Annotated in this window: 24 protein-coding genes; 19 read left to right on the top strand and 5 right to left on the bottom strand. The window is 54.9% G+C overall.

The window, feature by feature from the left end:
- Positions 1 to 164 precede the first annotated feature (164 nt).
- Both HG66A1_RS27065 and HG66A1_RS27060 read left to right on the top strand, forming a co-directional pair.
- Positions 165 to 3,272: a PSD1 and planctomycete cytochrome C domain-containing protein gene (locus HG66A1_RS27065; RefSeq protein ID WP_145191640.1), complete on the top strand. Its 3,108-nt coding sequence runs from the start codon at positions 165 to 167 to the stop codon at positions 3,270 to 3,272.
- A 54-nt stretch (positions 3,273 to 3,326) separates the two neighbouring features.
- Entirely contained in the window at positions 3,327 to 4,760 is a 1,434-nt protein-coding gene (locus HG66A1_RS27060) for a DUF1501 domain-containing protein (protein WP_145191636.1), read from the top strand.
- A gap of 82 nt (positions 4,761 to 4,842) precedes the next feature.
- Here HG66A1_RS27060 and HG66A1_RS27055 read toward each other — a convergent pair whose 3' ends face one another.
- Positions 4,843 to 5,787 (bottom strand): sugar nucleotide-binding protein, encoded by a 945-nt coding sequence (locus HG66A1_RS27055; RefSeq protein WP_145191633.1) that lies wholly within the window; start codon positions 5,785 to 5,787, stop codon positions 4,843 to 4,845.
- 644 nt (positions 5,788 to 6,431) lie between these two features.
- Between HG66A1_RS27055 and HG66A1_RS27050 the strand changes: the two genes are divergently transcribed.
- The 10 genes from HG66A1_RS27050 to HG66A1_RS27005 all read left to right on the top strand — a co-directional run bounded on the left by HG66A1_RS27050 (position 6,432) and on the right by HG66A1_RS27005 (position 14,335).
- A complete protein-coding gene (locus HG66A1_RS27050) occupies positions 6,432 to 7,442 on the top strand; it encodes a hypothetical protein (RefSeq protein WP_145191630.1) in 1,011 nt (336 codons plus the stop codon).
- Positions 7,443 to 7,527: 85 nt separating this feature from the next.
- A complete protein-coding gene (locus tag HG66A1_RS27045; protein ID WP_145044314.1) occupies positions 7,528 to 7,827 on the top strand; it encodes a hypothetical protein in 300 nt (99 codons plus the stop codon).
- Positions 7,828 to 8,113: 286 nt separating this feature from the next.
- Complete coding sequence (gene def / locus HG66A1_RS27040) at positions 8,114 to 8,704, top strand: peptide deformylase (protein WP_145044313.1); 591 nt, start codon at positions 8,114 to 8,116, stop codon at positions 8,702 to 8,704.
- A 125-nt stretch (positions 8,705 to 8,829) separates the two neighbouring features.
- Entirely contained in the window at positions 8,830 to 9,822 is a 993-nt protein-coding gene (gene fmt / locus HG66A1_RS27035) for a methionyl-tRNA formyltransferase (RefSeq protein ID WP_145191627.1), read from the top strand.
- Positions 9,823 to 9,951: 129 nt separating this feature from the next.
- On the top strand, positions 9,952 to 10,281 hold the full coding sequence (locus HG66A1_RS27030; RefSeq protein WP_145044311.1) for a hypothetical protein: 330 nt from the start codon (positions 9,952 to 9,954) through the stop codon (positions 10,279 to 10,281).
- 53 nt (positions 10,282 to 10,334) lie between these two features.
- Positions 10,335 to 11,207, top strand: a complete 873-nt coding sequence (locus HG66A1_RS27025; RefSeq protein ID WP_145044310.1) for a DUF1570 domain-containing protein — start codon at positions 10,335 to 10,337, stop codon at positions 11,205 to 11,207.
- Positions 11,208 to 11,355: 148 nt separating this feature from the next.
- The gene (locus HG66A1_RS27020; protein ID WP_145191624.1) at positions 11,356 to 12,219 is read left to right on the top strand and encodes a UbiA-like polyprenyltransferase; all 864 of its coding nucleotides are present in this window, start codon (positions 11,356 to 11,358) and stop codon (positions 12,217 to 12,219) included.
- Positions 12,220 to 12,320: 101 nt separating this feature from the next.
- Complete coding sequence (gene mqnE, locus HG66A1_RS27015; RefSeq protein ID WP_145191620.1) at positions 12,321 to 13,466, top strand: aminofutalosine synthase MqnE; 1,146 nt, start codon at positions 12,321 to 12,323, stop codon at positions 13,464 to 13,466.
- 30 nt (positions 13,467 to 13,496) lie between these two features.
- Positions 13,497 to 13,913, top strand: coding sequence for a VOC family protein (locus HG66A1_RS27010; protein WP_145191617.1), 417 nt, complete (start codon positions 13,497 to 13,499; stop codon positions 13,911 to 13,913).
- A 233-nt stretch (positions 13,914 to 14,146) separates the two neighbouring features.
- On the top strand, positions 14,147 to 14,335 hold the full coding sequence (locus tag HG66A1_RS27005; protein ID WP_145044306.1) for a hypothetical protein: 189 nt from the start codon (positions 14,147 to 14,149) through the stop codon (positions 14,333 to 14,335).
- 288 nt (positions 14,336 to 14,623) lie between these two features.
- On the opposite strand, the gene HG66A1_RS27000 is transcribed toward HG66A1_RS27005, so the two are convergent.
- Positions 14,624 to 16,639, bottom strand: coding sequence for a hypothetical protein (locus HG66A1_RS27000; RefSeq protein ID WP_145191615.1), 2,016 nt, complete (start codon positions 16,637 to 16,639; stop codon positions 14,624 to 14,626).
- Positions 16,640 to 16,830: 191 nt separating this feature from the next.
- Positions 16,831 to 17,157 carry a thioredoxin gene (gene trxA, locus HG66A1_RS26995; protein WP_145044304.1) on the bottom strand — a complete coding sequence of 109 codons (327 nt, stop codon included), beginning with the start codon at positions 17,155 to 17,157 and terminating at the stop codon, positions 16,831 to 16,833.
- Positions 17,158 to 17,650: 493 nt separating this feature from the next.
- Between trxA and HG66A1_RS26990 the strand changes: the two genes are divergently transcribed.
- Together HG66A1_RS26990 and purN are read left to right on the top strand one after the other, a co-directional pair.
- Complete coding sequence (locus tag HG66A1_RS26990; RefSeq protein ID WP_145191612.1) at positions 17,651 to 18,586, top strand: hypothetical protein; 936 nt, start codon at positions 17,651 to 17,653, stop codon at positions 18,584 to 18,586.
- 43 nt (positions 18,587 to 18,629) lie between these two features.
- Positions 18,630 to 19,268 (top strand): phosphoribosylglycinamide formyltransferase, encoded by a 639-nt coding sequence (gene purN, locus HG66A1_RS26985; RefSeq protein ID WP_145191609.1) that lies wholly within the window; start codon positions 18,630 to 18,632, stop codon positions 19,266 to 19,268.
- Here the strand turns inward: purN and HG66A1_RS26980 are convergent.
- Entirely contained in the window at positions 19,265 to 20,626 is a 1,362-nt protein-coding gene (locus tag HG66A1_RS26980) for a multicopper oxidase family protein (RefSeq protein WP_232106684.1), read from the bottom strand. The genes purN and HG66A1_RS26980 overlap by 4 nt on opposite strands.
- Positions 20,627 to 20,688: 62 nt before the next feature.
- A complete protein-coding gene (locus HG66A1_RS26975) occupies positions 20,689 to 22,191 on the bottom strand; it encodes a TolC family protein (RefSeq protein ID WP_197996836.1) in 1,503 nt (500 codons plus the stop codon).
- A gap of 494 nt (positions 22,192 to 22,685) precedes the next feature.
- On the opposite strand from HG66A1_RS26975, the gene HG66A1_RS26970 reads away from it, so the two are divergent.
- From HG66A1_RS26970 to HG66A1_RS26950, 5 genes are all read left to right on the top strand, one after another.
- Complete coding sequence (locus HG66A1_RS26970) at positions 22,686 to 23,447, top strand: DeoR/GlpR family DNA-binding transcription regulator (protein ID WP_232106683.1); 762 nt, start codon at positions 22,686 to 22,688, stop codon at positions 23,445 to 23,447.
- 50 nt (positions 23,448 to 23,497) lie between these two features.
- Positions 23,498 to 24,208, top strand: a complete 711-nt coding sequence (gene pduL / locus HG66A1_RS26965; protein ID WP_145191603.1) for a phosphate propanoyltransferase — start codon at positions 23,498 to 23,500, stop codon at positions 24,206 to 24,208.
- 127 nt (positions 24,209 to 24,335) lie between these two features.
- Positions 24,336 to 24,635: a BMC domain-containing protein gene (locus tag HG66A1_RS26960; protein ID WP_145191600.1), complete on the top strand. Its 300-nt coding sequence runs from the start codon at positions 24,336 to 24,338 to the stop codon at positions 24,633 to 24,635.
- A 137-nt stretch (positions 24,636 to 24,772) separates the two neighbouring features.
- On the top strand, positions 24,773 to 25,042 hold the full coding sequence (locus HG66A1_RS26955; RefSeq protein WP_044238516.1) for a BMC domain-containing protein: 270 nt from the start codon (positions 24,773 to 24,775) through the stop codon (positions 25,040 to 25,042).
- Positions 25,043 to 25,138: 96 nt separating this feature from the next.
- Entirely contained in the window at positions 25,139 to 26,329 is a 1,191-nt protein-coding gene (locus HG66A1_RS26950) for an acetate/propionate family kinase (RefSeq protein ID WP_145191597.1), read from the top strand.
- The last annotated feature ends 30 nt before the right edge of the window (positions 26,330 to 26,359 follow it).

The raw sequence follows: 26,359 nt of genomic DNA, 5'->3' as shown, positions 1-26,359 counted from the left end.
ACTCGTGTCTGTGTTGAGACTCGAGAATCCTTCCCGTGCAGCAAAAAATTTCCGGTTGGCAGTGGTTGTGACCAGGTCTTACCTGCTTAAAAAAAACTTCGCCACCCGGTTGACTGCTCACAGCATCGGTTCTCGACTCAGAAAGAACGACCGAAAGCAGGATTATGGTCAAACAAACGTGCTCACTGTTCCTACTGTCTTGCCTGATGCTGACAGTCTCGCTCGGAAATTCCGCCTTTGCAGAATCAGGGGCAGCGCCTGCGGATTTTGATTTCGCTTCCGATATTCGTCCGCTGTTATCCGACGCCTGTTTTGCCTGTCACGGTCCGGATGACGAACACCGTGAAGCCGATTTCCGCATGGATCTCAAAGAAGGACTCTTTGGCAAAGCGGGAGAGCAGGCGCTGATTGTTCCCGGCAAACCGGAAGAGAGTCTGATCTATCAGCGTATGACCGCAGAGGATGAAAGTCTGCGGATGCCTCCTGCCGACTCGGGTAAAAAACTCTCCCAGGCAGACATCGAAAAAATCCGTCAATGGATCGCCGCCGGTGCTCCCTGGGCTTCACACTGGGCCTTTCAGCCACCCGTAAAACCGCCCGTTCCCCAGGTGAAACAACAGTCGCTGGTGCAGAATCCGATTGATGCATTCATCCTGGAAAAACTTGAACAGCGACGCCTCACGTTTTCCGAACCCGCAGACCGCATCACGCGTCTGCGTCGTTTGAGTCTCGATCTGATCGGCCTGCCTCCCACCATTGAAGAGGTTGATCAATTCGTCAACGATCCGAGCCCTCTAGCCTGGCAGAAACAGGTGACCCGTTTGCTCGCATCTCCCCACTATGGCGAACGCTGGGGGCGTCTCTGGCTCGATGCCGCCCGCTATGCCGACTCGAACGGTTATGAAAAAGATGCGCCGCGCAATGTCTGGCTCTATCGCGACTGGGTGATTGATGCCTTCAACGAAAACAAACCCTACGATCAGTTCATTACCGAACAGATCGCCGGTGACCTGCTCCCCCAGGCGACACAGGATCAAAAGGTCGCCACCGGTTTCATGCGGAACTCCATGCTCAACGAAGAAGGGGGTATCGATCCCGAAGAGTTTCGCATGGCGGCCATGTTCGACCGCATGGATACGATCGGCAAAAGTATTCTGGGGCTGACCCTGCAGTGCGGACAATGTCACACGCACAAATACGATCCACTGACGCAGGAGAATTATTACCAGATCTTTGCCTGCATCAACAACTCCTACGAAGCCAGCATTCGCGGCTATACGGATGAAGAACAGACACAGCGCACCAGTCTGTTTCACAAGATTAAAGCGATTGAAGAACAGCTGAAAGCACAGAAGCCAGACTGGGCCACAGAGATGGCTGCCTGGGAACAAAGTGTCAAGCAGAACCAGCCTCGTTGGCACGTTATGAAGCTCACAAACATCGACAGTAACTCACAGCGCTACTTCGAACAGCCCGATCATTCACAGCTGGCACAGGGCTATGCACCATCCCGCTTCACCTCGAATTTTGAAGCGACCGTCGATGCGTCCCAGATCAAGGCCCTGCGGCTGGAACTCTTGAATCATCCCAACCTGCCCGCAGGCGGACCCGGCCGCTCGACCGAAGGTTTGTGTGCTCTCACCGACATCAAGCTCAGTGTCGAAAATCCTCAGGATGCGAAACAGAAAGCCAACGTCAAATTCGTAAAAGCGTCGGCGGACTACGCGAATGAGCGACAACAGCTTCAGAATCCCTACGCAGACAAAAAAGGAGAACGCGGATTTACCGGCCCGGTGGAGTATGCCATCGATGGTGACAACTCAACCGCCTGGGGCATCGATGGGGGATCGGGGCGGATGAATCTGCCTCACGAAGCAGTCTTTAACGCTGAGAAACCATTTGGCTATGCTGAGGGAACGAAGCTGAAAATCAGCCTGGTGCAGATGCACGGCGGCTGGAACAGCGATGATAATCAGACCATGAACCTGGGACGCTTTCGCATCTCGTATACGACAGATGAGAACGCGACCGCCGATCAAGTTCCCGATCGCGTTCGTGAACTGCTGACGATCTCCGCAGATCAACGCACACCGCAACAGCAGGCGGAAATCTTCAGCTACTGGCGGACGCTCGTCCCGGAGTGGAAAGCGCAGAACGAACAGATCGCCGCCCTCTGGAAACAGCACCCTAAAGGGACGACTCAACTCGTCTATCAGGAACGACCAGCACCGCGCGAAACCCATCTGCTCGAACGCGGCGACTTCCTCAAACAGAAACAGGTGGTCGACCCCGGTGTTCCCGACTTTCTGAATTCACTGCCACAAGGGACGGAAGTCAACCGACTGACCTTCGCCCGCTGGCTCGTGGACCGGCAGTCCCCCACGACCGCGCGAGCCATCGTCAACCGTGTCTGGCAGGCGTACTTCGGTCAGGGCATTGTTACCACCAGCGAAGACCTCGGTTCCCAGGGCGCAGCGCCGACGCACCGCAAACTGCTGGACTGGCTGTCCGTCTGGTTTATGGATGAAGGCTGGGATCTGAAAAAACTGCATACACTGATTGTTACCTCGAACACTTATCAACAGTCGTCCCGCGTCACTCCCGCACTGCTGGAGCAGGATCCCTACAACCGACTCCTGGCCCGCGGTCCCCGCTATCGCGTTGATGCGGAGATCGTACGCGACATCGCCCTCAAGGCCAGCGGTCTGCTCAATTCCGAAATTGGCGGCCCCTCTGTCCATCCCCCCGCGCCGGCCTTCCTGTTCGAAAAGCCGGCCAGCTACGGTCCCAAGACCTGGCACGTCGATCAGGAAGACGACCGCTACCGTCGGGCCATTTATACTTTCCGTTTCCGTTCTGTCCCCTATCCCATGCTGCAGGCCTTTGATGCGCCGAACGGTGATATCGCGACAGTCAAACGCAACCGTTCCAATACACCGCTCCAGGCACTGACCACACTCAATGAAACACTGTTCATGGAATGTGCCACGGGGCTCGCAGAAACCACGCTGGCTGCTAAGGACGCCTCCGATGCAGAGCGAATCGAAACCGCTTTCCGCCGCTGTGTCTCCCGACATCCTTCACAGGCAGAAGTTCAACTGCTGACCCGCTTCCTGCAGAAGCAACGCGACTATTTCGCAGCGCATCCGGACGAGGTCAAGCAGATCACAACCACCAATAACAGCCCGGAACCTGCCACCGCTGAACTGGCCGCCTGGGTCGCACTTTCGCGTATCCTGCTCAACATGGACGAAACGATTACCAAAGAATAACAGAGGGAAGAGACCGGTGTTTCCGTCGCTTCCTGACCCCAACAGGTTATCATCATGAATCAAATACAACATCCCGCACATCCGATCGCCAGACGCTGGTTTTTACAGCAATGCGGCGTCGGAGTTGGAGCAATCGCCACTGCCCAACTGCTCCAGGAATCCGGCGACCTGCTGGCAAATTCCACGTCTGCACCGCAGGACCCGCTGGCACCTCGTGAGCCTCACCATTCGCCCAAAGCGAAGAACATCATCTTTCTGTTCATGGGGGGCGGACCCAGTCATCTGGAACTGTTCGACGATAAACCGGTGTTGAGTAAATTCGATGGCAAGCTGCCGCCTGAAGAACTGCTCAAAGGTTATCGAGCTGCATTTATCAATCCAAACTCGAAGTTCCTGGGACCGAAGTTCAAATTCAAAAAGCATGGAGAATGCGGTGCGGAACTCTCCGAGATCCTGCCCCATCTGGCAGACGTCGTCGATGACATCGCCATTGTGAAAAGTATGAAGACCGATGCCTTCAATCACGCCCCCGCGCAGATTCAGGCACTCACCGGTTCCCAGCTCTTCGGTAAGCCGAGCCTGGGCGCCTGGACGCTTTACGGGCTGGGCAGCGAGTCAAAAAATCTGCCGGGCTTCGTGGTCTTCAGTTCTGGTAACAAAGGTCCCAGTGGAGGCAGTTCCTGCTGGGGTAGCGGGTTCCTGCCGACTACGCATCAGGGAGTCATGTTCCGGGGCGGACAGGAACCGGTGCTCTACCTCAAAAATCCTCCCGGGGTTTCCACTGAACTCCAGCGAGATTCCCTCGATACACTCAAAGCCTTAAATCAGCGGCATCTGGAGCAGGTGGGTGATCCCGAGATTGCCACCCGCATCAATTCCTTTGAAATGGCGTACCGCATGCAGGCCAGCGCACCGGATGTGATGGATCTTTCGCAGGAAACCAAATCAACGCTGGAACTGTATGGTGCAGAACCGGGGCAGACCTCGTTTGCTAATAACTGTCTGCTGGCCCGTCGACTGGTGGAACGGGGCGTTCGTTGCGTGCAGCTCTTCCACGAATCATGGGATCAGCATGGCGGACTGGTAGGCGGACTCAAGAGTAACTGTGCCGCCACCGATCAGGCATCCGCAGCACTCATCAAAGACCTCAAACAGCGGGGATTGCTCGAAGACACCCTCGTTGTCTGGGGCGGCGAATTCGGACGGACCCCGATGGTGCAGGGGGGCAATGATGGTCGCGATCATCATCCCAACGCCTTTACCATGTGGCTCGCCGGCGGCGGAATCAAAGGGGGGACGACCATCGGTCGTTCAGATGATTTCGGCTTCAATGTGATCGAAGACGAAGTTCCCGTTCACGATCTGCACGCCACGATCCTGCATCTGCTGGGCCTGGATCCGCATCAGTTGTCCTTCCGCTTCCAGGGACTCGATCAGAAACTGATCGGCGTGAACCCGGCGAAGCTCGTGACAAAAATCCTGGCTTAACAGATTGTTGCAGTATCAAAAAAAACAAACCCCTGGTGTCGATCCACCAGGGGTTTTGTCTTTGGTTTTAAACTGCTTCGCGTTACGCGGCAATTTCCTGCTCATAATAACGCACCGGCTCGTTGTTCAGACGATTCAGGTAACCGTTAGTCTGCTGGTCGAACAGACGCTGCAAGCCGTCATCCAGCATCGGCATCGAAATGCTCAGAGCCCGACGGATTTTGCGGGTGTGTAGAGAAGTTTCTCCGTTGGCAAAACCGGTGGCCCGTTCATTCATCACGGTAGCCCGGGGCAGTAGTGGAACAGTCAGTTCGAATTGCTTGGCCAGACGCTGTACGAATTCCAGCGGACTGATGCGTTCGCCACCAGCCACATGGAAAGTACCAGTCAGACGTTCCTGGTAAGCGTGTTCGATAATCGCGGCCAGGTCGGTGGCCAGCAGCGGAGTGCCGTGCCGATAGCAGTCGAGGTCGGAATAACTTCCGTCCTGCAGAGACTGTACCAGCTGCTCAACCTGTCCCGTACCGTAGGCGGCGGGAGTCCAGCCGAATACGTTGGTGCGGATAATCAATGTATTGTTGCAGAGACTGACTTCACGTTCGATGGCCCGGACCAGTTCGGCTTCGGGGCTTTCGCACATGCCCTGGCAGTCCTCTTCGTGGAACATCCAGGGGCCGGTGAAGACGGCGTCTGACGAGATATGTGTGAATCGGGCGGAATGCAGTTCCGCGGCACTGACCCAGTTACGTGCTGCCAGCACGGGGTCTTTGGTGGAAAACTTCGCAGGGTCAACCGACCAGGAAGAATTCGCTGCGACTCCACAATAGACAACCCAGTCGGGACGAACCACGGACATCCAGTGCTGTGTCGTTTCGACATCATCTTCCTGGTAAGTGTGTGTTTCGCATCCCTGCAGGGAAACTGGTGTAGCTGAAGTTAATCCGACAACCCGATATCGACTGGATAAGCAGGTTGCTATATTTGCTCCGGCAACCGTATCAAGTCCAATAACCAGAACTGTTTCCACGCCGCGCCTCCATGCTTAGACGTTGTTGTATTTCTGTCAGTAAACTCTAAATCGTATCTGCTTTTCAATTTCAAATCTCTCTCAACTCATTGAGAGGGACCCATCATAAAGGTGATGGTGAAACTCAAAAGTCTGTCTCGCCCGTCAATCCATTTGACTCGCGAGAGGCGGATTATAGAGGGCACTCCCGATTTTCACCAACCCCAATTTGAGAGAGAATTTTTGCGACCGAATTCCCCCCCTGATCAGCCCGGGGCAGAAAGCCACTTGCATCAATCATTGCTGAATCATTTCCTTATAGAGAGCCGTCTGTTTCCCTTCTGAAATGACCTGAATTCAGTGGGTCTTATATGAGAAAACGAAAATATTTTTTTAAAAGGATCTAAAATCAGAAAAAAGATTAAAGGTTTTTGGATTGAGCGCTTTCTTTCGTATTGACCTCAATTTCAAAAAGCAATATCTTCCCGCCTCACATTCGTGATCACTGCGCCTGGTTCACAGGTTGATCACACACCTCCCACACTGATTCCCATCAATCGATTTCAGATTGCACTTCGTTTTTGTCAAAGTCGTGTTTCATTCACTCTCAAAATGAAACGCAGCGCGACACCATATTCGTTCTTACATATAAAGACTGTTTAATCATGTCTGTTTCGCGTCAACTGCCGGATTACCCGATATTGCTGTCAGGAGTAGCTGCTCCTGTCGTGAAGGGTTTGCGCGAAATGGGACTGCCTGTCACAGAGCTGCATGATGACCTGGCCCAACTCTCAGGCTATCAGTCATCCAGCTGGAATCTGTTGCTGGTGGGTTCACATAAAGCTTTCAACGTTCGAGATCGACAGTTGCTCTCTCACTGTCGGATTCCGTTGATTGACCTGGCGGAATTCACCAGTAAACAGGCGCAGGCACGCACCCGGGACGAAATGCATCAGAAATCGTCACACGGAATCGAACAATTCAATGCTGCATTTGTCATCCGACTCAAAGACCGGCTACAACAGACCGGCGGTGTCTGGATTCGACTCAGCGATTATCCTTATCCCTTCCAGGGAGTCATCTGCTACGGTGAATCCGATCTGGGACGGGATTTCCTTGAATACACAAATGTGATGAGCCCCCTGCCGGTGACTCTCGATCACCTGCATCTGAATGCAGAAGCAGCCTGGTTGAACCGGGCGAACGAGGAATCGGCCCGTAAACTTCGCGTGGAACTGGTCAGCAGCTACCGTCAGGGACTGCCGGTCTCGTTGACCTCCATCGAATCGCGGAATCAGCTCAAGACATTATTTGAAAACATCAATCTGGACCGCAAACAGATGCCGCTGGTCTGGGTGACTTCACTGACTACGTTTTTCCGCTGGTGGAACCTGCGTCGCGAACTCTCCGTGAGTATCAACCGCCGGAACGCCTCCTGGGAAACCATTATCTCCGGTCAGTTTGAAGGCTTTCACCCCGGTCTGCAGATCTGGAAAGGTCGGCACTCCGCAACCGTGGCACTTTCGCGGGGCGTAAATGAAATCAGAGACGAACTACTCGCACTGGCGATGAATCAGGAACGTCATCCCGGTGGTTTTACAGCGCATTGGGCCGGCTCGAAGTCGAGCATACTCCCTCTGGGCTGGAATCGATCGGCGGCATCGGCTGCCTCTTAAGCGTAAGAACTATTCCACATCAAAGAATGATTATCAGCGATTGAATTTTTCAGTCGCTCCATTGTTGAAGAAAAGGATTGAACTCATGAAACGTTTCGGAATTACAATGCTCGGTATCGCATTGATCGCTCTGACAACAGGTTGCCAGTGTGGACGTTACGGCAGCTGCGGCAGCTGTAACTATGGTCCTTCCATGGCACCAGTCATGCCCTTTGGTGGCGGTGGATGCTCAACCGGGAACTGTGGTGTCGGTGCTCCGACTTACGCACCTCAGGGAGCCTACAACACCTACGATACTTATCAGTCCACTGCAGCTGCTCCTGTCATCCAGGGATCAGTACCAGCTACCGCTTCTGCTCCACTTGACCCGCTGCCCATGTATTAAGATGCATGTGGTAGCGGCTGTGCAGTGGCGTCTGGTCGTCTCGGCCTGAGACGGGTCGACAGGCACGACAACACGTTCGTGGCCTGTGCCGCGGCTGACCAGACGCTGGAAAAAACGCGAACAATGCCATTGTTCACGGGGATAAGGATTGTATCTCCCGTACGGCCTTGCTATACAGTTAGTTATGTATATGGCGTCTCTCCCTGCGCGCTCTTCGCAGAGACTGGAGTACCGTCATCGACTGATTTCTGAACTGTGTATCATACCCCGCCGGGTACATCTAATTATGGCTGCGTTGCAAATCGTCAATTATCCCCATCCTGCCCTCCGCTGGAAATCTAAACCCATTAAAAGCATCACGCCTGAACTGCGCGATATCGTCAAAACGATGTTCGAGCTCATGTATCAGGCACGGGGCATCGGACTGGCAGCCAACCAGGTCGCACTTCCGTATCGACTGTTTGTGATCAACCTGACTTCCGATCCCGGCGAAAAAGAGGAAGAGTTTGTCTTCATCAACCCGGAAATTACCAAACGCAAAGGGACGGCCGAAGGGGAAGAAGGCTGCCTGAGTCTCCCCCAGCTTTACGGCGACGTCAAACGTTCCGAAGAAATTACCGTGGAAGCTTACGATCTCAACGGACAGCTGTTTGAGATCACCCTCGACGATCTGGCCGCCCGCGCCGTACAACATGAATACGATCACATCGAGGGTGTCATGTTTACGGATCGCATGGTCGAAGCCAAAAAAGCAGAACTGGAAGCCCAGATCGCTGACTTCGAAGCCCAGTTTCGTCATCAGCAGGATCGAGGCGAAATTGCTTCGGATGAAGAACTTCGCAAACAACTGGCCCAGCTCGAACTGGAACTGGATTAACACAGCCCGTCATCCGCAGCGAGATACTGTTTTCGTTCGGCAACTGCGTTTTCCCTGTCTTTGATGCCAGTCGGCGCAGCAGGGCGAGTACAGACTGAGGCTGACTCATCAGTAGGAGATTTCCCGTGCCTTTAAAAGTAGTCATGATGGGGACCGGCACCTTCGCGATTCCCGCGTTTCAGGCGCTCATTGATTCCGAGCATGAGGTTCTGGCCCTGTATACACAGCCCGATCGGACCGGTCGTGGACATCACCGCCACAAAAACCCGATGAAAGAGCTCGCCCTGGAACACGAGATCCCCGTCTTTCAGCCGCCGAAAATCAATACCGCGGAAGCACTCGAAGAACTCGACCAGCTACAGGCCGACGTGTACCTCGTCGCCGCGTACGGACAGATCCTCTCCCAGAAACTGCTCGATATGCCCCGCTGCGGTGCCTTTAATCTGCACGCGTCCCTGCTGCCAAAATATCGCGGCGCCGCCCCGATTCTTTATGCGATCCAGAATGGCGAGACCCAAAGCGGCGTCTCGGTCTTCCGGATCGAACGCGCCCTCGACTCCGGCCCGATCGCCGGCATGGTCGAAACCGAAATTGGTCCCAAGGAAACAACGGGACAACTGCAGGATCGACTTGCCGACCTCGCCGCACCGCTGGCCATGCAGTTACTGTCCGACATCGAAGCCGGCACACTCGTCGAAACGCCACAAAACCATGAGGAAGCCACCTTCGCGCCCACACTGGACAAGCAGGTCGGCGCGATTGACTGGAACCAGACCGCCGAACAGATTTCCTGGCACGTCCGCGCCATGCAACCTTGGCCCAGCCCGTTCTCCTTTCTGCAGCATCCGGGACAGGATCCCCTGCGTCTGCAGATCCTGGATGTCGACCCACTCACTCCCGAAGAGTTGGAAGCCTTGGAACCGCAAGTCGATCCACAGGCGGCCGCTCCCGGAACGGTCGTCTTCGCCGATACCAGACGCGTTGTCGTCAGTACAGGATCGGGGCTGCTGCAGCTCAACCAGATTCAGCCGCAAGGTAAGCGAGCCATGCAGGTTAAGGAATTTCTCTGCGGTCGGAAAATCCATCCGGGGGACATTTTCGGTACTCCCGCCACTTAAGGTGGCCTTATGTATCGTCATTGCTGCTGAATCCTCAGGTTCACTCTTGCCGCATTTGCCGGTTTCTGAGATGATCCCGCCCCTGATCAGCAGGCGAACCTGGATTTAACACACAAGGAAGTGAGTGAGATGCGCCGAATCGTAGCCGCTTTGATTTTCATGATGATCGGAGCGGGTGGCATGTATGCCGCATTTGAATATCACATCGTACAGTCAAAGGAAGGCTGGCACCTGGTCCCCAAATCACAGGCCGGTCTTCACGATACTTACGCAGACATCAGAAAATGGCAGGCGACCACCTGGAAAGACCATCCCCGGCTGGCCCAGTCACTGATTGATAATGGAAAAGGGAACCTCATTATTCAGTCCGCATCGAATGGATTCTTCGACGGTCTGTTTCCCGGTACGGATAAGCAGCGCTCTGCCGCCAATCCGGAATCCTCCCAGAAACGTTTATAACTGCGACTTACTGACAGATACTATCCCCGCTTACTGAGACCCGACTGCTCACCGTGAAAACCGAATTACCCGTCAGCCCGGATCAGACTCCCCACCGGAAGTCATGGCCCGCATTCAAAGCCCTCGCTCTGAATGTCTGTCTGACACTTTGTCTGTTCTCAGCTCAAGGCTGCCGGACCGCCGCGAAAAATCAGGCCGTCCATCTGCCCGCACGACACAGCGTCAGTGCCGAACAGCTGATCGTGCTCAGCGATTTCAAACTGGGGCAGGAACATCCCCTGTTTCAGGATCTGATTCAGCTGCGGGAAGATGTCGCCGCCACCCTGAATATTCCCTTGAACAGCGAGCAGGTCACCGTTTACCTCTTTTCCAATCAGGAAGAGTATCGCAACTATCTCGATCTGACCTACCCGGGGCTGCCTCCGCGTCGCGCTTACTTTGTGGGCACTCCCAAAGAGCTCGCCGTCTACACCTTCTGGGGTGACCGCATCCAGGAAGATCTCCGCCACGAATTTACACACGGACTCCTGCATGCCAGCCTGAAGACCGTTCCGCTCTGGCTCGACGAAGGTCTCGCGGAATACTTCGAAGTCGCCGGCAATACCCCCGGACAGATCAATCGCGATCACGCGTCCCGACTCACCGCCGCCCTTAATAACGGCTGGAAGCCGGATATGAAACGCCTGGAACAGCTCGAGAAGGTCTCGCAGATGCAACGCGTCGATTACCAGGAAGCCTGGGCCTGGACACATTTCATGTTGAACAGCACGCCCGAAGCCCGGGATGCACTGCTCGCATATCTCTCGGAGCTGAAGACCAACGAATCCCCCGAGGTCCTCAGTGCCCGGCTGCCTCGCGACATTCCCGGCGTCGAAGATCGCTTCGTGAATTATGTCGCTTCCCTGAACACTTTTCCCAGCCGGTAAGCTCGGAAACCTCCGATTCCTGCCTCTGCGCCTGAGTTTCGCGTCTCCCTGACTTGGGTGCCCGCAGCACATCAGCTAAGATGAAGCCAGCGATCGTATGCCGTGATCAACCCCGACCGCTCAATCCTCCTCTGATGAGATGAATTCAATGCTGGCCCGACTGCGCCTGTTACTCGAACTGATTCGCTTCAGCCATACTATCTTTGCCCTCCCGTTCGCGCTGCTCTCCGCCGTACTGGCCTGGCGCGGTCAGACCGTTCGCTGGCAGGAACTGGTGGGGATTCTGCTCTGTATGCTGTTTGCCCGATCGGCAGCCATGGCCTTCAATCGACTCATCGACCGCGACATCGACGCAGAAAATCCGCGAACCGCAGGGCGACACATCCCGGCAGGGCTAATCAGTGTCCGCGCGGTAACCATCTTCACCCTGCTGACTTCACTGGCCTTTATCGCTTCGACACTCCTGTTTTTACCCAATCGCTGGCCCCTCTACCTCGCGGTGCCGGTACTCTTGTTTCTACTCGGCTATTCCTACGCCAAACGCTTCACTATCTGGTGCCATTACTGGCTCTCGACAGCCCTTATGCTCTCACCCCTGGCTGCCTGGATCGCCATCCGCGGGTCGCTCTCGCTGGAACCCATTCTGCTGGGAGCGGTCGTCTTCTTCTGGGTCGGCGGTTTCGATATTATCTATGCGTGTCAGGATGTCCATTTTGATCAGGACAAGCGGCTTTCCAGTATCCCCTCCCGCTGGGGCATCAAAAAAGCCCTGCGTTTCGCGATGTTCAGCCACTTCATGACCATCGTCTGCCTGTTCAGCCTCTGGTATGTCGCTGCCCTGGGCATCCCCTTTCTGATCGCCGTCCTCGCGGTCGCGGGACTGCTGATCTATGAACACCTGCTGGTCAATCCGGATGACCTGGGACGCGTGAATCTGGCTTTTTTCCACGTGAACGCCGTGATCAGTATTGGTTTGTTCTTTGTGGGATTGATCGATGTCTGGCTCGCATAAGCCAGCCTGAAACGTCATAATGAAGAAGTCCTGCTGCGCGGTCGGCAGGTCTGATTAAACACCATTTTTCTGATACGCGAAACGAATCAACAGACAGTCTGATGAATCTGAATCAAAACGAACAGGAACAGCTCGCAACCATCACCCGCAAAGTCGAAACCGGCGAGCGGATCACCTTCGACGAAGGTGTTTTTCTGGACGAGAAAGTCGATATCCTGACGCTGGGCGGCCTGGCCAATCAGGTCCGTGAACGCAAGAACGGGAACTTCGCGTTTTACAACACGAATATCCACCTGAACCCGACGAACGTCTGTGTTTATCGCTGTAAGTTCTGCGCCTTCCGGGCCGATCTCAAATCCGAACGTGGCTACACCTTTACCGAAGACATGATTCGCGAACGCGTTCAGGAAGCCCGCGCCAGCGGCGCCACCGAAATCCACGTCGTCGGCGGTCTGCATCACCAGAAAAAATTCGACTGGTACCTCGACGTCGTTAGCACCATTCACGACGAGTATCCCGAGCTGCACATCAAAGCCTGGACGCCGGTGGAAATCAACTGGTTCAGCTTCATGACTAAAAAGCCGACCCGCTGGGTCCTCGAACAGATGATGGAAGCCGGACTGGGCAGCATGCCTGGCGGCGGCGCTGAAATCTTCCATCCCGAAGTCCGCGAAAAAATCTGCGAACATAAGGCCGACGCCCAGAGTTGGCTCGACATCCACCGAGAAGCTCACAACCTGGGACTGCGGAGTAACGCCACCATTCTCTACGGCCACTACGAAGAGGCCAAGCACCGCGTCGACCATCTCTGTCGCCTGCGGGAACTGCAGGATGAGACCGGCGGATTCCAGACGTTTATCCCGCTGGCCTTCCATCCGGAAAACACCGGGATGTCAGAAATTCCCAAAGCCTCCGGACTCACCGACCTCAAGATGATCGCACTCTCGCGGATCATGCTCGACAACTTCGATCACATTAAAGCCTACTGGATCATGCTCGGCGAAAAGACCGCGCAGACCGCCCTCAGCTTTGGTGCCGACGACCTGGACGGAACCGTGGTTCACGAACTGATCTATCACGACGCCGGAGCCAAAACGCCGGAAGGGCTGACAGTCGAAATGCTGCATCGCCTGATCAAGGAAGCAGGCCGCATCCCCGTCGAACGCGATACCCTCTATCGGCACATTGTCCGCGACGGCGCTTCCTGGAGCATCGGGGAACCGATCCTGGCCTCCTCCGTTTCCTGATCAGCAACCTGAAACAAGAAAGGCGAATTCATGTCTGATGTTGCCCCCACAGAATGTGTGCAGGTTCAAGCCTTCGATCACATCACTCTTGTGGTCAAAGATCTGGAAGCCGCGCGTAAGTTTTACGTCGATTTTCTGGGCATGGATCAGGTGCCTCGACCTGCGTTTTCTTTCGAAGGGCACTGGTACCAGATCGGCGGACAGCAGATTCACCTCATCCTGGAACACGATCAGTCCGGCGCAGCCGGCCAGGCCGATGTCGAACCGAACACCCGCACACACCATTTCGCCTTTCAGGTGCAGGATGCGAATCAGGCCTACGCACAGGCGCTCCAGCAGGGAATTCCCATTGTTTCGCCCCCGAAACCCCGTCCCGATGGAGCCACCCAGACCTTCGTCAACGACCCGGACGGACACATCATCGAGCTCTGCTCGCTCGGATCCTGAAGCCCACGGCAGGTGTCGGCTGGCACTGTTATAACGGTTTTTCAGGTCTCGCAGATCGCAGCGGGGCAGGGATCAACAACGCGAGGAATCAGTTCTCAGAATCGACTGGAAATTCCACCAGAGGATAAGGTATACTTGGAACGAGAGTGCTCATCGAAGGTCATTTCAAGACGAGTACAAGACATCCTTTAAGCAGACAGCTTTGACAGAGGTAGAGAGAGACGAGGATCTTAATGTCAGATGCACCCAAAAAAATGATCATGGGCTCGATGGCCGCTTCAGGAATCGTGGCGGCCCTCGCACTGGCTGATATCGCGATTGGCGTTCCCTTTCGCGGCAGCATGATGATGGACATCATGTTCCTGGTCTCCGCCGGCCTGGTGCTCTTCCTTTGCTGGGACGCCTGGAAAGACCTGCGTTAATCCCCGGTCATTTTCTGATACCAGCTGCCACAGTTGGCCCGACCAACCCAGAATAATGGGTAAGCCCGAATACAATTCGGGCCGAGCGCAGCGAGCAGGAAACTGACAGAGCAAGATTCCGAACGCTCTCGCAAAATTACATTTTCTATAAGACCGGGTGGTCCCGGATGCAATCCGGGACTGCCACAGGCAACAAGAGGTCCCAGAGTAATCGCTCGATCCGGAACCAGCACACCAACCCGCCGCGTGCCACAGTTGGTTCGAACAACTGTGCTCAAATGACAACCGCTAACCCTCGTCGCGCAGATCCAGCTTCGTCTCCGCATCAAACGCTTCCGCAGATGCTTCCGTTTCCTCATCTGTATCGAGCGTCGCTTCTTCTTCCGCTGCTGCCTGCAGGGCCGTTGCTTTCAACGTGCCTTCAATGCCGGTCAGGTCGGTCAACTGTTGCAGCAGGTCACGAATAATCTGTTCCGCCTGAACTTTCTCCTGCAACCATAGTTCCCGTTTCTGACCCCAGGCCGCATCGCGTGTTGCCAGCTGTTCTGCTTCAAACCGCAGTTGCTCGCTCCGCAGACGTAACTGCTCATCCCGCTCTGCAATCCATTCGGACAAGGCCTGCCGTTCCTGGCGGAATTCGTCTCGGTGTCGATGAAACAGTTCCTGAGAATGATCCAGTTCCTGCCGCTCCACCGACAGCGATTCGCGTAACTGCCGGTAATGTGAAGCCAGTGCATCGCGGGCCTTATCCAGTCGCAGGCGAGCTGCTTCCTCACCTTCCGCCTGGGTCAGCTGAGCCCAGCCCTCTTCCAGTGCCAGCCGCATTTCGAGCGTACCGCGATGTGTCTCTTCGACTTCCGCCCGCAGGGTGTCCAGCCGCTCGCGTCGACGTTCGAGGTTCTCTGCATGCAGAGCCAGCATGTCGTGCTGACGGCGGAGTTCCGCCTTTTGCGACTCGCGTTCCTTGTGCCAGGCTTCGTACTCGTCAGTCATCCGCTGTTTCTGGTTCGTCTCATACCGTTCGACGGAGCGTCGTAGTTCGGTATGCAGCGCCCGTTCCTTACTCAGCGACTGCTCGCGCTGCTGCAGTAAATCGCGGAAGCGGTCCAGCTGTTTCATCCGCAGCAGGTGAATGCGTTCGTTCTGCTCGTGTTGCTGCTGCTGGATCTGTTGCTGACGCTGGAATTCATGCTGTTCTTTTTCGACCTGGGTCCGCAGTCGCAGCAGGTGGTTCTCCTGGAACTTGATCCGGTTCTCGATCAGCGTCCGTTTCTGGTCAAACTGATCTTCCCGGGAACCATACTCGCGCTCCAGGTCCTCGCGCTGAATTGACAGCTGGTGTTCGATCTCTTCCGAACGGATGACGAAGTCCCGTTCGCGTGTGGCCAGCGCCTCTTCCTCGGCGTGGCGTTTCGATTCCCAGTCCGCCTGGCGGGTTTTCAGTTCCAGTTCGAATTTTTCCCGGCGGGATTCGAGTTCCGCTTCGACCTTGCGAATTGTTTCCTCGTGCAGCTCGCGTTCCCGCTTCAGATGATTCAACTCGGTCTGCCGCACGCCCCGCCATTCGTCCTGATCGTGTTCCAGCTCGCGCCTTTGTTCAGTCAGGGTTTCCAGGACTTCTTCGCGAATGCGTTTCCGTTCGTTGATCAGATCCAGACGCTGGCGTTCCAGGGATTCACGCTGTTCTGCAAATTCCATCAGGATCAGGTCACGCATTTCGCTGCGCTCCTGTTCGATTCGATCCTGGGCTTCGAAGACTTTTTCCTGTTCGTGCTGAACCGTTTTCGCCAGCTTCTCGCACTCGACCGCTTTCCGGATCAGCTCGGTTTCTTTGTCCCGAATACTGGCTTCCCGCTCGTCGTATTGCTCTTCGATTTGAGAAACCCACATGCGAATCTTACGACGTTCGTTATCGATTTCACCCAGCTGACTGTTCAGCGTCTGTTCCCGTCGACTGATTTCGGCGAACTGGGTTTTCAGGTAGTTCGCAATTTCACCCGCCTGGGTCAGCAGCTCTGCGCCGGTCAGTGAGGTTCCCGATTCACTGGCACCCTGGCTCTGTGTCTCGCCCGCACCCGCAGCATGGGAGAGGCTTGCTTCCAGCGCAGCTTGTTTCTCTGCACTGAAACTGGAGTCAGCTTCCGAGGTGAGTTCGGTATCGCGATGCGGAACGTCCAGGCGACGCTGGATTCCGTCAGGGCCGGGCAGGGGATGGGATTCATCAGGCTCCGGCGCAGGATGCTTGAAACCCGCAAAGGGCGGGGAAGTCTGAGATTTCTGATCCGGGCTGGTTTCTTCGCTCATACCGGGATTCCTTTCCCTGAGAAGCGTCTGACGGTTGCTCCCGTGTGAGACTGCTGCTGTGAAATCCCTTTCCACTACGCATTCAGTTCGATCAGGAACGCTCGTCGGTTCAACGACAAAAAGGGCAGAAAGGCAGGATCAGCTCCTCCTCTCTGCCCACATGAGTTCAATAACCACTCAACACACTGTGGTTACAGCTGGCTGTCCAGTGATGCTGCGAAACGTTCTTTGGGAGTCACACCCACAAACGTTTCAACCACTTGACCACCTTTATAAAGTTTTACGGTCGGGATGGCGCTGATGCTGCTTGCGGAAGCAATACCGGGGTTTTCATCGGTATTCAGCTTTCCAACACGCACACGGCCAGAGTAGTCGCTGGCAATTTCTTCGATGGTTGGCATCATCATTTTGCAGGGACCACACCAGGGCGCCCAGAAGTCGACTAATACAGGTTCAGATGCTTCCAACACTTCAGACTGGAAGTTGGCATCAGTAAATTCCAATACGTTTTCCGCCATTACTGGTTGTCTCCGTTACTATTTGGATTCGGTTGGTACTTTAAAAAAAGCAGATAATATCAGTATGACCTTAGGTCCCTTGATCCTGAATTAACAGGGTGTCGACGCCAGGTGTGTCCTTCCACCATCTTGTGGAAGGTTTCAGGCAATCTCGGGTCACTCCAGGTCTGATAAGACTTTACCCTGCAATGACATCACTGGTACACTCAAGGATCGGATTGACCCTCAAGAATCACAGCAGAAAACCCCAGTTGCGCTCAGTCAAATTCTAGGGAATTATAGAGATACTCTGTTTTGTGTCAATGCTCTCTCTGAGGCGTAAAAGGCCAAAAACTCTTATCAAATAAGGGATTACGCCACGCATTACCACTCGGCTGTGAAATAATTTAAGCTCGACAAATTGTCCGTGGGTCGACAAAATAGGGCTCACAGGCAATTGCCATAATACTGTTATATTAAAGAACTTATTGAAGTGAAACCCTGGGAGCGAAATATGCTGTCTTCTCGCCGAATCCGGATGCTCGTCGGACTGGTCAGTCTGCTGGCCCCGCTGACACTCCTGGCGGATGAAAAAACCGGCGAAGATCCCTTCAAACCGTTTCCGGAGCAATTGCAGCCTTCCCTGTTCAACGAGGTGGAAGACAAAGCCCTGGGCGGCGTTCTGGATGACGAACAGACGCTGTACTACTACGTCCTCAATCACCTCCGGGAAACCAGCCTGCAGGATCAGAAGCAGGCCGCGGAATTTAATCTGCAGAACCGCCGCTCCGAACTGAAAACCTTTCGTGAACACCCCGAACTCAAGCTCCCCCTTTTCCCTGATATCTTCAAAAATATGAACCGCTGGAAAGGGAGGCTGGTCACACTCACCGGGCGGGTTCGCAAACTGGTCCATTATCCCGCCTCCGAGGACAACAAGTTCGGTATTAAAACACTCTACGAAGCCTGGATGTTTACCGATGATTCGCAGCAGAATCCCGTCGTGGTCATCTGCACCGAAGTCCCCCCGGCGCTGAAAAACGGACTCCCGGAAGGGACCGATGTGATCGATCATGTCACCGTCACCGGTTACGTTTTCAAAATGTACCTCTACTCAGCCCAGGATACCTCGCGCATCGCACCGCTGATTCTCGCACAACGACTCGAATGGACGCCCCCCAAAACCGATGAAACCGGAGGGCAACTCTTCGTCGTGATTCTGGGAACCACGTTCATCCTGCTGATCGCAGGCGTCGGGATTATGATGTGGCGGAATAATCAGCGGGACAAAGAATTCCGCGAGAAACGACTGCAAACCAGCCAGGGGGAAATCAACTTCGATCAACTCTCCTCCGAAACATCACCCCAGATCAAACCACCTGCAAACGAAACCGGATCCGCGCGCGATTCAAAATCAGACTCGTCGCCCCCCGATTCACCACGGTCCTGAAACCATACACCCACAATAATTCAACAGCACGAAAACGGAATTGATGACTTCAACTGTTCTGAACCGTCCCCTGAAACTGGCCGTCCTGATTTCCGGTGGCGGCACCACCCTGACCAACTTCCTCGCACAGAAAGCCGCCGGCCAGCTCGATATTGAGGTTCCCCTGGTGATTGCCAGTCGCCCCGGTTGTGGCGGGATTGCCAAGGCGGAAGCCGCCGGCCTCAACTGCGAAGTCATCGCCCGCCGTGATTTCGAGAACATCGAAGACTTCAGTCACGCGATCTTTGAACAGTGTCGCGCCTGCGAAGTCGACCTGGTGACGCTCGCCGGTTTCCTCTCGCTGATTCACATCCCCGAGGATTTTCTGTACCGCGTGATGAATATCCATCCCGCGCTGATTCCCTCGTTCTGCGGGCACGGCTATTACGGCCATAAAGTACATGAAGCCGTCGTTTCACGCGGCGTAAAGGTCAGCGGTTGTACGGTGCATTTTGCCGACAACGAATACGACCATGGTCCCATTATCGCCCAGTCCGCAGTCCCCGTGAAAGGGACTGACTCGCCCGATGATGTCGCCGCCCGGGTCTTTGAAGCCGAATGCGAGCTCTATCCTGAAGTGCTCCGCCTCTACGCTGCCGGTAAAATCAAAGTCGTCGAGCGTCGTACCGTCATCGCAGATTAAAGCGACTGACTCCCCGGCGGCGGACCTTTGGGTGTACTCGAGAAGGGTGGAATGGGCTCATTGGTGTGCATGACCTTGTCATACAGATCCGGGGGCAGCACCCGCATAACGGTAAACAGACCGTGCACGCCATGGTACCAGCCCTCACGCATCCCCTGCGTCTCACGTCGGCTGGTCAGTTTGTGAATGTCTTGCTTCGTCAGTTTCGCACTGGACATCATCTGCGGAAAGCCGGGAACAATTTCCTCCGCGTCGTTCCACTTCTCGCGCACAATCGGTCCGACCTGGGTCACCATGTGGTTCATCATGTGATGGAACATGTGACAGTGCAGCACCCAGTCCCCAGGGTTGTTAGCGATGAATTCGACATCCCGCGCCTGGGCCACGCCGACAATCACGGTGTTACCCGGAATCCATGCCGACTCCGGAATGCGGCCTCCCTCGGTTCCCGTCACCCAGAACGTGTGTCCGTGCAGGTGCATCGGATGCTGGTGCAGCGTACTGAAATTCAGGAAACGGATTCGTATCCGCTCACCCAGTTTACAGACCAGTGGCGTCGTATAAGGACCGCAACGGCCATTGATGGTCAGGAAGTTCCAGTCCATCGAAGTCGTGTTGGGAATGCTGGCGTTCGGCATCATGGAGAACTGCTGTGTCATCAAAACGAAATCCCGATCCACAACCGGTTCGTATGCCACTTTGGGATGAATGATAAAGGGGACCACCATCCCGATCGCCTCCTGCATCGCAACGTGCGGATGCAGAAAATAACTCCCTTCCTGGTGCACGTCGTACTCATAGACGAACGTCTGCCCGGGTTTGACCAGGGGTTGTGTGACAGCAGGGATCCCGTCCATGTAGATTGGCAGTTCCAGCCCGTGCGAATGCAGCGTCGTCGCTTCGGGGAGATCGTTTTTGAATACAATCCGTACCCGCTCTCCCTGGTACATTTCCAGAGCGGGTCCGGGGAACTCCCCGTTGTAACCGTAGGCATCCATCCAGATCCCCGGCAGGACTTCGCGACGGACGGGCATCGCGTGCAGATGAAACTCGCGAACCCCGTCGATGACTTTACCGCTGGTGGTCTTCAGGTCCGGTGCGGTAATTCCCACGGGAGGTGCGCCGGTCTTCCCCAGTCCCGGCACCAGCTTGCCTCGGTCAGTCGCACTGCCGATCGGACCACCCAGCCCCGGATGCAGGCGGGGGTACCCATCGTTATTCTGATCTGCATTCTGCTGTTCGGTCGTCGAGAATGAGTCGTTCTGCTGGCTCAGTACCGAACGGGTTGCGAACAGACCTGCGGTCGCTGCCGCACCTTGTGCCAGAAAATTTCTGCGATCGTGGGGAGTTGTCATCATTCCTCTTTCATCAGGCCGGCTCGCCTGGTTTTGATTCACTTTAACTGATGATTCCGTTCGCTTTAGCGGGGCTTGGGCACCGCGTCGATGTGTCCGCCACCCATGGGGGCCGGCGGAATATTCAGTCCGCCCGTCAGCAACATTCCGCGAATCGCCACTTCGGTTTCCTGGTTCTGCAGCTGACTCTGGATGTAATCCTGCTGCAGGTTCAAATACATCTTTTGCGCCATCAGCACATCCAGCCACGGAGCCCGGCGTTTGTAATAACTGTCGTGCGTAATTTCGTAAGCCTGTTTCGCCTTAGGCAGCATGCGATCCCGGTAAGCTTCCACATGCTGGCGGGAGGTCCGGTAATCGCGATAAGTGTGCGAAAGTCGGCTCATCAGCGAGAGTTCTAACCGTTTCACATTGGCCCGCGACTGATTCAGGTCGGCCAACGCCTGGTCCACCGTCCCCTGGTTCCGGTCAAAGATCGGAATCGGCAGCCCGACCGACACGCCCGCCACCGAGTTGTCCGTTTCATAGTTGTGACCAAAGTCCACATTCAACAGGACATTCGGAATCGGCTGCACCTTTTCCCGTTCTACGGTGATCTCATCATGCTGCACCCGTTCCCAGGCAGCTACAATCTCCGGGCTGCTTTCCAGCAGTTGATTGAGCACCGTATTCCAGTCCAGCAGTTCGCTCTGCGGTTCCAGCGAACCTATCAAGGTTGTGCATGCGAGTTCGGGCACGCCCACCATTGCTACCAGTTCACGCCATTCCTGCTCCAGATCGTTCTCAGCGGTCTGCAGAGTGAGTCGCACCTTTTGCAGATCCACTTCCGCCTGCAACAGTCCCGACTGATTGGTCTGTCCCAGGTTGAACATCTCTTTGTGGGTCTGCAGGTTATCTTCCGCATTCGCCAGCAGCTGCTTCTGAACCGCCAGTAACTGCTGGGCTGCGAGAGTCCGATAGTAATGAATCTGCACATCGTTAAGCACCCGCGTGCATTGTGCCTGCAGGTTCGTTTCTGCGATACACATCTGCTGCGTCCACTTGGCGCGACTCAGCTTCAGCTTGCCGCCGGTGACGATCTCCTGTGAGACAAACGCACCCTGCAGTTCACCCGCCGTACCTTCAATGCCAATCTGGTCCGCTTTATAACCCATCACCGGATTCGGCTTGAGGCCGGCCTGATAAGCGGCACCCCGGGCAGCATCCACCTGAGCCTGGGCTTGAATCAGGGTCGGGTTGTGTGCCTGGGCCAGTGCTTCGAGTTCCGCGAGAGAACAGGAATTCGCGGGCAACGCTGTCGTGTGATCGGGTTCGGAGGGCAGGGGGGCAGCGATCTCAGAGAGCGGCAGTTCCACCGGTTCTTCATGGGCCACCAGTTTTGTCTCAGCAGCCTGCTGCGTCTCTGGGGTAGGCGCGGTCTCTTCTTCCAGGGAAAGTGTGTACGACACTTCCTGTTTTTCAGCTGCGGGAGTTTCTGACTTCCGGGCCAGGTAGGACGCGGGACCTGCAGCACAACCGCAGAGCGTGCACGTGAGCAGTGAAACGGCTATCGAAGATTTGACTTTCACTCCGGTCCTCCCTGAATCCTGTTTCCACGCGATCCTCGCGCAGACTTCCATGGGAGGTGATCGACGTGAGCAGGGGGCTGAGTGATCACCAATCACTGAAACAGACAGCAAATGTGCAGATCAGAATCGTTGAAACCGGGGAACCGCTAGAACTGACAGAACCCGTCCCACTGGCAGTGACCGGTATCCAGGGTGAAGAAACAGAGAATTCAGGCCCTGAAATGTCTCCAAAAAGCGACTCAAGTCCCGGTTCTGATGTAAGTTTGGGACATAGACTTCCGTCAAACCAGGTAAGCAGGCGGGACTTTAGCGAATTCCGCTCTCAGATGAATATTTGCTTTAGGAAAGATGAAGTCTCTGGGAAATATCAAAACAACTGACAGTTTTTGATTGAAAGTGAAATATATTGAGTGTATTTTGAAGATATTGATTGAAAGAAAGCGCTACGAGAGGCATATTCTTTAGGGAAATAGATCGTCTCAGGAGGAGTTTGCATGTCAATGTTACTTGACGAAAGACGGGAAAGCATCCTAAAGATTGTCGAAAACAAGGGGTTTGTCTCCCTTGTGGATTTGATGGATTCTGTCGGTGCCTCGGAATCTACGGTTCGGAGGGATTTGGAGTATCTTGACGGAATCGGTCAGATTCGTCGCACTCGTGGTGGCGCTGCTTACGTGGGAGAGTCATTAGCCACTTTTGAAGATCGGTCTTTTATGTCGTCCAGGCAAAAAAGGCTGGTTGCTCAAGCTGTGGCTGATCTGATTGCTCCCGGAGAGGCTGTGCTGATGGATGGAGGCACAACTACTCTCGAAGTCGCTCGTCAACTGGCGGGCAAAGAACTACAGGTCGTCACCAATTCACTGCCGATCGCCAATCTGCTGGTCAACCAGCCCAAGGTCGATCTGATGTTGATCGGAGGCTTCCTGTTTCCCAAAACCGGCGTCGCGTTGGGGAAGACTGCTGTGGAATCGCTGAAAAGCGTCCATGTGCGTCGCCTCATTATCAGTGTCGGCGGAATCACGGAAGACGGGCTGTACAACAGCAACATGTTACTGGTGGAAACGGAGCAGCAGATGTTTGCCGCTGCAGAAGAAGTGATTGTGGTGACTGACAGTACCAAATTCGGGCATTCGGCTCTGGCCTACCTCTGCCCGCTGGCGGACGTCGATCACATCGTCGTGGACGACGGAATCACAGAAGAGTGGCAGCAGGTACTTCGCGATGCCGGCATCAAACTCACGATTGTCGAAACCTGACAATTCTGAATCGATCATCGAGACCATACAATAAATTGAGATCAGATATTATGACACAACTGAAAAATTCCATCTCTCGCTCGCAGGTAGAACAACTGGTTCGTCAGGCTTTATCTCAACAACTCCCGGGCACATCAGCTCCGGGACTGCAGACGGCCCCGAACCCCCTGGTTGTGAATATCTCAGCACGACACGTGCATCTCTCTCAGGAACACCTGGAAGTCCTGTTCGGCAAAGGCGCTGAACTCGAAGTCCAGAAAGACCTCTACCAGGATGGCTACTTCGCCGCCACCCAGACCGTGGCGATTGTCGGCCCCCGCCGCCGGATGATTCCCAACGTTCGCGTTCTGGGACCCTGCCGTGGCGATACTCAGGTCGAACTGGCCTATACCGATTCCATCTCTCTCGGACTGGATCTGCCCGTCCGCATCAGTGGCGACATCAAAGGCACACCCGGTTGTGTGCTGATGGGACCCCAGGGAGTCGTCGAACTCGATTTCGGCGTGATCCGGGCTGCCCGTCACGTTCACATGTCACCCGCTGACTGTGCTTACTACGGTTGTGCCAACGGCGACAGCCTGCACCTGCGGGTCGATTCCCCCGGTTGCACCACGGTCCTCGAAGATGTGGTCGTACGCGAAAACCCGGACGTCAAACTGGAAGTCCACATCGATACCGACGAAGGCAACGCCGTCGACCTCGATCATGCGACTTCGGTCAAACTCTTCGTCCCGGAATCCTGTAAATGCAAACACAGCTGATCCTCAACAGATCAGCCACCGGTGCGTCACGCGGATGCATCGCTTAATTCCTGTTGCGGATCCGGGTGCCGGGTCCGTAGAAATCACGAACTGTTTTTTTACTGTCTCTAACAAGGAGAACTGACTCATGGCGAAAGCAATGGAAGCCCTGGGAATGGTGGAAACAAAAGGGCTGATCAGCCTGATTGAAGCCGCCGATGCAATGCTCAAAGCAGCCAACGTACAGATGATTGGCTGGGAAAAAGTAGGTAGCGGTCTGGTAACCGGTTTTGTTGTCGGTGATGTCGCTGCTGTCAAAGCTGCTGTCGACGCCGGTGCTGCTGCTGCCAGCAAAGTTGGCGAAGTTGTCAGCGTACAGGTCATTCCTCGTCCGCACGAAGAACTGGCTAGCGTACTGCCCAGCAAGACTGCCGCTGCTAAGAAATAAATAACGGGTTCTGAACTTTGACAGCTGAAGTCCCTGAATCTGAACGCTTTGAGGATGAACATAACCAGTTGACGTTCAACTGGTATGAAGCAACACAGGATTCAGCTCAACCCATTACATTGAAAGAGATAAACATAATGAGTTCTGAAGCAATTGGTCTGATTGAAACAAAAGGTCTGGTCGCTCAAATCGAAGCTTCCGACGCCATGCTGAAAGCTGCCAACGTGACTCTGGTTGACCAGATTCAGATTGGTGGTGCCTACATTACCACCGTGATCCAGGGTGATATCGGATCGGTTCGTGCTGCTGTTGACGCTGGTGCTGCTGCCGCTTCTCAAATCGGAGAACTGGTTGGTGCACACGTCATCGCACGCCCCTCCGAAAGCCTGATGTCACACTTTATGTAAGAGACGTACTGTTGGTTCTTCCCGAAGTTCGCTGTTGAACAGAGGGAAAAGGGAAGTCGAAACACCAGTCCTCAAGTCACAGAATGGATTCCTGCAATGAAAGTACTAGTTGCCAATTTAGGTTCTACCAGTTTCAAATATCGCCTGTTTGATATGCCTGCAGAAGTGCAGCTCGCACGCGGGGGCATCGATCGGATCGGCGGCGAACAGTCGCACTGTTTCGTTGAAATTGGTGAGCATCGGGAAGAGCACGAACAGAATGTGCCCGACCATGCAGCCGCCGTCAACCTGTGTCTGTCTCAGTTGACCAACTCCGAATGGGGTTGTCTCGAGTCAGCCGACGAAGTTGCCGGTATTGGTTTCAAAGCGGTCTTTGCCGGAAATATGAGTGGCGTACGTCTGGTAGAAGAAACCCTGCTGACCAAAATGGAGGCCCTGTCCGACATCGCGCCGGCTCACAATCCTCCATATGCCCGGGCCATGCGACAACTGCGTCAGGCATTCCCTGAGATCCCGCTGGTTGCCGCACTCGAAACCGCCTTCCATGAAACCATCCCGCCGGAAAATCGTACTTACGCCATCCCGTTTCAATGGGACGAAGAGTACGAAGTCAAACGCTGGGGGTTCCATGGTGCCAGTCACCGGTATATCGGCTCACGTATGGCCGAACTCACCGGTAAAGACGATCTGAAGGTGATTTCCTGCCACCTGGGAGGCAGCAGCTCTCTCTGTGCCATGCACGGAGGTGTCTCTAAAGCCAACAGTCTGGGTATGAGCCCTCAGACAGGATTGCCCCACAATAACCGTGTGGGTGATTTTGATCCGTTTGCTCTGCCGGTTCTGCAGAAGGCCACCGGAAAATCTCTGGAAGAACTTCTGGAAGACCTGTCGAGTAAGGGTGGTCTTTTGGGAATGAGCGGATTGAGTGGCGACTGTCGCGATCTGGAAGAAGCGGCCGCCAACGGACACGAGCGGGCTCAACTGGCCCTGGGCGTGTTCCACTCAGCGATCCGGCATTACCTGGGAGGTTACATGACGGTTCTGGGCGGCGTGGATGCGATTGTTTTCACGGGTGGAATCGGTGAGAACAGTGTCAGCCTGCGAGAAAAAGTCTGCAGCAACCTGGAATGGGCGGGAATTCGACTGGATCCGGAACGCAATCAGAATGCGTCCGAGGAATCACAGATCCAGGCGGACGACAGTAACGTGCAGATCTGGGTCGTGCCTACCAATGAGGAGATTGTCGTAGCACGGCAGACAGTAGAAACCATCGAAGGGCGTGCGTAACGCCCCGAGAATAGAAATATCCTTTCACGG

Origin of the sequence: Gimesia chilikensis, assembly GCF_007744075.1 — a bacterium.
In the GTDB taxonomy this organism is placed as follows: Bacteria; Planctomycetota; Planctomycetia; order Planctomycetales; family Planctomycetaceae; genus Gimesia; species Gimesia chilikensis_A.
The sequence above is the reverse complement of the archived record's forward strand: the minus strand, read 5'-3'. Positions and strand labels throughout refer to the sequence as shown.